The organism is Mycobacterium sp. 1482292.6 (genome assembly GCF_001672995.1).
Taxonomy (GTDB): Bacteria; Actinomycetota; Actinomycetes; order Mycobacteriales; family Mycobacteriaceae; genus Mycobacterium; species Mycobacterium europaeum_A.
Map to the genome: position 1 here is coordinate 1 of NZ_LZKV01000032.1, position 6,883 is coordinate 6,883.

A 6,883-nucleotide genomic window follows, 5' to 3' on the forward strand; every position below is an offset into this window, starting at 1 on the left:
CAGATGCGGCTGGGCCCCTACGCGGTGATGCACGCGATCGCCGACCACGTGGTGGACCACTACCTCGAGGTGAGCAGCCTGATGCTGGCCGACATCGACGGCATCGAGGGGCTGGCGTTCGCCCCGGGCAGCAAGATCGACGTCGAGCCGATTTATCTGCTCAAGCGCGAGGTGGTCGAACTGCGCCGGTGCGTCAATCCGCTGTCGGCCGCGTTCCATCGCATCCAGATGGACAACAAGGACGTCATCTCCAAAGAGGTGCGCCGCTATCTGCGCGACGTCGCCGACCACCACTCCGAGGCCGCGGACCAGATCGCCAGCTACGACGACATGCTCAACTCGCTGATCCAGGCGGCGCTGGCCCGCGTCGGGATGCAGCAGAACAACGACATGCGCAAGATGGCGGCCTGGGCCGGCATCTTGGCGGTGCCCACCATGGTCGCCGCCATCTACGGGATGAACTTCCATTTCATGCCGGAACTGAACTGGACGTGGGGCTATCCGGCGATCATGGCCGTGATGGCCGTCGCCTGCGTGGGACTGTATTTCCAGTTCCGGCGCAACAATTGGCTCTAGCGCTTTTCGCCGAGCAGACGCAAAAGCACCCATTTCTTGGGCGTGTCGGGTGTTTTTGCGTCTGGTCGTCGCGCATGGATCACAGGTTTGTTCACATCGCCGGAGCAACTGGCTACTTGGATCGCTTGCCTTGGCGCATGTTTACGGCTGTGGACATCGAAAAAGTGCTTTTCGACGGTGGCGGGCTGGCAACTACTTCTCAACTTTTGACCGTGGTCTCGCGCAGGCGTTTGGTCGGACTTGTGAAGTCCGGCAAGCTGATTCGGGTATGCCATGGGGTCTATGCGGCGAGAGAACCCGATGCGGCTGGCATGCTGGCCGCTCTCGACCTGGTAGTCGGCCAGCCGGTCGTCGCTTGCCTAGGTACCGCTGCCGGCCTGTACGGCTTCGACACCGAAAGCACCTATCGACTCCATGTCCTTGATCCAGGCGTAAGGATGCGCCCGTCACCTGGGGTTATGGTGCATCAGCGAATCGGTGCGCCGCTGCGGCAAGTCAACGGCCGCCTCGCGACGGCGCCCGCGTGGACCGCAGTCGAAGTAGCCCGAGCACTCCGGCCGCCACGCGCCCTGGCGACGCTTGATGCCGCCCTGCACATCGGCGCTTGTACGGCCGTGGAACTGGCCGCGGCGATTCGCGAACAGTGGGGACGCCGCGGAATCGTGAAGGTCCGCAAGCTAGTCGAATATGCCGACGGCCGCGCGGAATCACCGATGGAGAGCGAGGCGCGACTCGTATTCATCGCCAGCGGGCTGCCCACACCGGAGCTGCAACACACCATCCTGGACCGCTACGGCAAGCTGTGGCGTGTCGATTTCGCCTGGCCAGATGCGATGGTCGTGGCCGAATACGACAGCGTGGAATGGCACGTCGGCCGCGATGCCCTACTGCACGACCGGCTGAAAACCGCGCGATTGCAGGAGTGTGGATGGACATGTATTCCGATGACAGTTGACGACATCCGAAGAGATCCGGTCGGCCTGGTCGAGCGGATCAACAGTCACCTGAGGACGCCCCGCATAGCGGGCTGAGTCCACGCAGACCGTCGCGAGCAGACGCAAAGGCACCCAATTCTTCGGCGTGTCGGGTGCTTTTGCGTCTGCTCGGCAATAGTCAGTTAGGTTGTGCTGCGGGGCGATTCGGGTCCAGCACATCGACGCCGTCGTTGTCCCACGCCTGCCGCATCGCCTCGGCGCCCTTGAGCCGCACCCAGGCCGCCTCGGTTGCGGTGATGGGGGTCGCCGACAGGAACTGCACGGGGTCACGTGGCGGATCCAGCGCCAGATCGCCAATCTCGCTGCGGCCCAGCAGCACCGCGGTAAACGGCACCCGCGCCGACGGGGACGCCCACAGCGGCGAACCGAGATCGACCAGCGCGTCCGCGCACAGCACCACACCGTCGACGGCCGGCGCCGCGGCCAGGACTGCCAGGCTGCGCGCGATGCCGGTGATCGGGCCGGGATCGCGCAATTGGAGCACGATTTCGGCGCGCGGACCGCGCAACGGGTCGGCGATGTCCAGCGTCGGTTCGGTCATCGGGTGGCGTGAGCAGCCCAGGGTGACGTAGTGCACCGTCGTGTCCGGCTCGCGGAAACGCAGCACCTCGATGGTCTCGGTGCCCAGAAACGTCACACTCGCCGCGTCGGGCTCGGCGTCGGTGAAGTGTGCCCGCAGATGCGCGCGCAGCTGATCCTGTGTCACGGTGCCCCGGCCGGCGCGATGGTCAGGTTGGCCCCGGTGTCCGCATCGAAGACCGCCAGCTTGGTGGTGTCCATTGCCAATTCGATCGACTGCCCGATGGCCGCCGCGGATTCGGCGGGAACCCTTGCCACGAACTGGGTTTCGTGAGCGTCCGACTCGGCGGCCAGCTCGTCCAGCTGGGCCGAGTGCGCCGCCCACGCCGCGGTGGAGAAGTAGACGTACTTGTCCGCGCCCAGCGACTCCACCAGGTCGACCTTCACCTCGAAGGTCAGCGCTCTGATGCGCTGGTAGCCGTCGATCAACGCGGCGTCGGACAGATGCTCGGGCCGCACGCCGACGATGACGTTCGCGGGCCGCGGATGCTGGGCGATCACCTCCTGGACCTCCGCTGTCAGCATCACCTCGCCGAACGGCAGTTTGAGCCCGACGGGCGACAGCGTGGCCGGAAAGAAGTTCATCGCCGGTGAACCGATGAAGCCGGCGACGAACAGGTTGGCGGGCTGCTCGTACAGCTCGTCGGGCGTGCCGATCTGTTGCGCGACACCGGAATGCATCACCACCACGCGATCGCCCAGCGTCATGGCCTCGGTCTGGTCGTGGGTGACGTAGACGGTCGTGGTGCCCAGCCGTTTCTGCAACCTGGCGATCTCGCCGCGCATCTGCACCCGCAGTTTCGCGTCCAGGTTCGACAGTGGCTCGTCCATCAGAAACGCCTTGGGATGGCGCACGATGGCGCGGCCCATCGCCACCCGTTGGCGTTGCCCACCCGACAACTGTGACGGCTTGCGATCCAGAAGTTCGGTCAGATCAAGGGTTTTCGCCGTCTCCTCGACCTTCTGGGCGATCTCGGGCTTCTTCATCTTGGCCAGCGTCAACGGAAAGGCGATGTTCTGCCGCACCGTCATGTGCGGGTACAGCGCGTACGACTGGAACACCATCGCGATATCGCGGTCTTTGGGCGCCTTCTCGTTCACCCGTTCACCGCCGATGCGCAGCTCGCCGGATGAGATGTCCTCAAGCCCGGCAATCATATTCAAGGTGGTCGTCTTGCCGCAGCCCGAAGGGCCCACCAGGATCAGGAATTCGCCGTCGGCGATGGTCAGGTTCAGGTCGTGCACCGCCGTCGCGCCGTCCGGGTAACTCTTGCTGACATGCTCCAGCACAATCTCGGCCATCGAGTTATCCCTTCACAGCGCCAGAGGTCAGCCCGGCGACGATTCGTCGTTGGAAGATTAGAACAAAAGCGATGATGGGGACGGTGATCACGACGGCGCCCGCCGCGATCGATCCGGTCGGTTCCTCGAACTGCGAACTGCCGCTGAAGTTCACGATCGCCACCGGAGCGGTGATGGCCGCCTTGGTGGCGGTCAGGGTCAACGCCAGCAGCAGATCGTTCCAGGCGAAGATGAACACCAGGATCGCCGCCGTCACCACGCCGGGTGCGGCCAGCGGCACGATCACCTTGCGGAACGCCTGAGCCGGTGTCGCACCGTCCATTTTCGCCGCCTTCTCCAGATCCCAAGGGATCTCCCGGAAGAACGCCGACAGGGTGTAGATCGCGAGCGGCAGCCCGAAGGTGATGTACGGCAGGATCAGGCCCGGCCAGGTGTCGAACAAGCCGACGAAGCGTTCGATGTTGAACAACGGCGTCACCAGCGAGATGGCGGGAAACATGGTGATCAACAGGGTGGCGCCCACCAGCAGTCGCTTGCCCGGAAAGTCCAGCCGGGCAATCGCATACGCCGCCATGGCGCCGAGCACCACGGCGATCGCGGTGGTGATCAGGGCGATCCCCACGGAGTTGATCAGCGCCGAACTGAAGAAGTCACCGCGAAAGATGCCGCGATAGTTGTCCAGCGATATCGACGACGGAATCAGCTTGCCGTCCTTGATCGTCGAGCTCGGCTTCAGCGACAGGCTGAAGATCCACAGCACGGGCAGCAGCGCATACACCCCTACCAGGGTGTCGACGACGGCCCAGAGCGCGGTGCGCCGCGCGCCGATCGACAATCCCGCCCGATCAGCGGCCATCGACATCACCCCCGGGCGCCGCCGCACCGAACACCTTGATGAACACCAACGCGATGACGCCCACGCACAAAAAGATCAGCACGCTGATCGCCGATCCGAGCCCGAGGTTGAAGCCCTTGAACAGGTTGTCGTAGCCCAGCATCGACACCGATCCGGTGTTGTTGGCGCCGTTGGTGATCACGTAGATGTTGTCGAAAATGCGGAACGCGTCCAGGGTCCGGAACAACAGCGCGACCACCACCGCGGGCTTGATGATCGGCAGGGTGACTCGTGTCAGCCGCCGCCACGCGCCGGCGCCGTCGACCTGGGCGGACTTCAGCAGATCCTCCGGGACCAGCGCCAAACCGGCCAGCAACAGCAACGACATGAAAGGTGTTGTCTTCCATACCTCGGCGACCACGACGATCCCCAGCGACGGAACCTGTTCGGTCAGCGGTGCGCTGCCTTGCGGTAGCAGGTTGGCCAGATAACCGGTGCCCGGCGTCCACGCGTAATACCAGCTGTAGGACGCGACCGCGGTGACGATGCCATACGGGATCAGGACCGCGGTGCGCACCAGGCCCTTGCCGACCATGGTGCGGTGCATGACCAGCGCGAGCGCCAACCCCAGCACGAATTCGAGGCAGACCGAGACCACCGTGATGCCCAGCGTCACCGCCAGTGCCGTCCACCAATAGCGATCGGTCAGGATGGTCACGTAGTTGTTCAGCCCGACGAACGCCGTGTCGTTGGGGGCGGCAAGGTTGTTGCGCTGCAAGCTCAACCAGACGGCGTAGCCGATCGGATACGCCGTCACCAACAGCATCAGCATCGCCGCGGGGGCGACCAGAAGAAACGCCAACCTCCGTTCCGCCGGCCGGCGGCGCCACCGTGGTAGGACCGATGTCGTTGGCGCGGTGCGGGTTTCGGAGACCGTGGCGGTCACGGCAGCAGCCCCTTCCCGTCGATCGCCTTCTGCACCTGCGTGCTGAGCTCGTCGGCGGTCCGCTCGGGATCGATCTGGTTGATCGGGCTCAGCGTCGCGGCGAGCCGAATAGCCACCCCCTGGTAGACCGGCGTCGCCGGGCGCACCGCGGCATCGGTGAGCTGGCGGCGAATGATGGTGTACATCGGGTATTTCGCCTGAAATTGCGAGTCGGAATACAGCGACGCGCGCACCGGCGGCAGCCCGCCTTCGAGCGAAACATACTTCTGGTGGGCCAGATTGCGCAGGCAGCGGATGGCTTCGAAGGCTTCGGCACGGTGACGCGAGGTGCTGGCCACCGCCAGGTTGGCCCCGCCGATCGTCACCTTGGCCGGGCGGCCGGGCGCCACGCCGGGATACGGGGCGAACCCGAACACTTGTTGGCTGGCCTGGTACGCGATGCGGAACTGCTCGTCATCGGGCACGAAGGCGCCGGTGTCGTTGATGCTGCCGGCCAGCATCGGGTTCCGGTTGAGCGGCAGGAACGGCACCCCGCCCTTCACCGCGTTCTCCAGCATGGACGCCAGCGCGTAGGGCCAGTTGACGGCGAGCGCGGCCCGGCCCTGTTCGACGGCCAGGCGCGCGGTGCTCTCGTCGGTCCGGCTGATCGACGGATCCGCTCCGGGCGCGACGGCCACCGACTTGAGGACGCGCAGCGCGGTCACGGTGGCCGCCCGGTGCGCGGGCGTGTCGGTCAGCGTGACCCGGCGACCGTCCTCGGAGAGCACCTGGCCGCCGCCGCTCGCCAACAGCGTGTTGAACCAGACCACCAGGCCTTCGCCCTCGTTGGCCTGCACGCCGATCCAGCTGGGCTGCCCAGCGGCGTGCAGCCTGGTGGCCTCGGACACCATGCCGTCCCAGGTTCGCGGTGGCTGAGGCACCAGATCTGGCCGGTACCAGAGCAATTCGGTATTGGTGGTGACGGGGGCGCCGTACAGTTTGCCTTGCCAACGCGCCGTCGCCAGCGGACCCGGCAGGGTGTCGACCGTGGCGTCGGACTCGGCGCGTCCCTCGGGATCGTCGGACAGCGGCAGCGCCCAGCCGGCTTCGGCGAACTCGGCGGTCCACACCACGTCCAGCGACATCACGTCCAGCGTGCGGTCGCGACCGGTCAGCCGGCGCGCCAGCTGCAGACGCTGTTCGCCGGGGGCCCGGGGCAGACTGATCTGCTGGATGGCGAAGCGACCGTTGAATTGCCTAGTGCAGTCCTGCGCCACCGTCGTGAAGGTCGCCCCGTCGGCGGCCGTGGTGTAGAAGCTGATCACCAAGCCATGGCCACCGGAACCGCAGGCCGATACCGCCGCGGCGATGATCGCCGTCGTCAGCGCGAACGCGCCTACCCGGCGCACGCGCCCGCGACGAATCACCACCAATTCACACCTCTCGGGCGCGGCTCAGATCGCCAAGCGCGCCAACAGATCCCGCGCCTTCTCTGCGTTCTGCGGATCACAGAGCACGTCGTAGCGCCCGGCTACCAGCTGCATGGTCGAACTGAAATCCCTGGTGCCGCGGGCCATCGAATACGGAACGGCGGAGGTGATCAACCCGAAGAACACGCCGGCGACCAGACCCGTGGCCAGCGCTCCCCACGGATTGGGACTGAAGAAGCCC

The 6,883-nt window shown here is 65.7% G+C and carries 7 protein-coding genes and 1 pseudogene; 2 read left to right on the forward strand and 6 right to left on the reverse strand.

Annotation, left to right across the window (positions count from 1 at the left end):
- Together A5624_RS01865 and A5624_RS01870 are read left to right on the forward strand one after the other, a co-directional pair.
- The coding region (locus tag A5624_RS01865; RefSeq protein ID WP_197499454.1) for a magnesium and cobalt transport protein CorA at positions 1-576 on the forward strand (576 nt) is incomplete at its 5' end.
- A 137-nt stretch (positions 577-713) separates the two neighbouring features.
- On the forward strand, positions 714-1,607 hold the full coding sequence (locus A5624_RS01870) for a hypothetical protein (protein ID WP_066860630.1): 894 nt from the start codon (positions 714-716) through the stop codon (positions 1,605-1,607).
- Positions 1,608-1,689: 82 nt separating this feature from the next.
- Here A5624_RS01870 and A5624_RS01875 read toward each other — a convergent pair whose 3' ends face one another.
- From A5624_RS01875 to A5624_RS01900, 6 genes and pseudogenes are all read right to left on the reverse strand, one after another.
- Positions 1,690-2,277: a suppressor of fused domain protein gene (locus A5624_RS01875; RefSeq protein WP_066860633.1), complete on the reverse strand. Its 588-nt coding sequence runs from the start codon at positions 2,275-2,277 to the stop codon at positions 1,690-1,692.
- Positions 2,274-3,452, reverse strand: coding sequence for an ABC transporter ATP-binding protein (locus tag A5624_RS01880; RefSeq protein ID WP_066860636.1), 1,179 nt, complete (start codon positions 3,450-3,452; stop codon positions 2,274-2,276). The genes A5624_RS01875 and A5624_RS01880 overlap by 4 nt, the downstream gene beginning before the upstream one ends.
- Before the next feature lie 4 nt (positions 3,453-3,456).
- Entirely contained in the window at positions 3,457-4,281 is an 825-nt protein-coding gene (locus A5624_RS01885) for a carbohydrate ABC transporter permease (protein WP_197505124.1), read from the reverse strand.
- Positions 4,282-4,297: 16 nt separating this feature from the next.
- Entirely contained in the window at positions 4,298-5,119 is an 822-nt protein-coding gene (locus A5624_RS01890) for a carbohydrate ABC transporter permease (RefSeq protein ID WP_197518898.1), read from the reverse strand.
- A gap of 110 nt (positions 5,120-5,229) precedes the next feature.
- The gene (locus tag A5624_RS01895) at positions 5,230-6,642 is read right to left on the reverse strand and encodes an extracellular solute-binding protein (protein WP_066860642.1); all 1,413 of its coding nucleotides are present in this window, start codon (positions 6,640-6,642) and stop codon (positions 5,230-5,232) included.
- A gap of 24 nt (positions 6,643-6,666) precedes the next feature.
- Positions 6,667-6,883, reverse strand: a pseudogene (locus tag A5624_RS01900) (magnesium transporter); the annotation flags it as partial.

Bases quoted from the DNA above. Each gene is read 5' to 3' on its own strand.
- A5624_RS01890 (WP_197518898.1), bottom strand. From the start codon at position 5,119: ATGCTGATGCTGTTGGTGACGGCGTATCCGATCGGCTACGCCGTCTGG.
- A5624_RS01870 (WP_066860630.1), top strand. From the start codon at position 714: ATGTTTACGGCTGTGGACATCGAAAAAGTGCTTTTCGACGGTGGCGGG.
- A5624_RS01880 (WP_066860636.1), bottom strand. From the start codon at position 3,452: ATGGCCGAGATTGTGCTGGAGCATGTCAGCAAGAGTTACCCGGACGGC.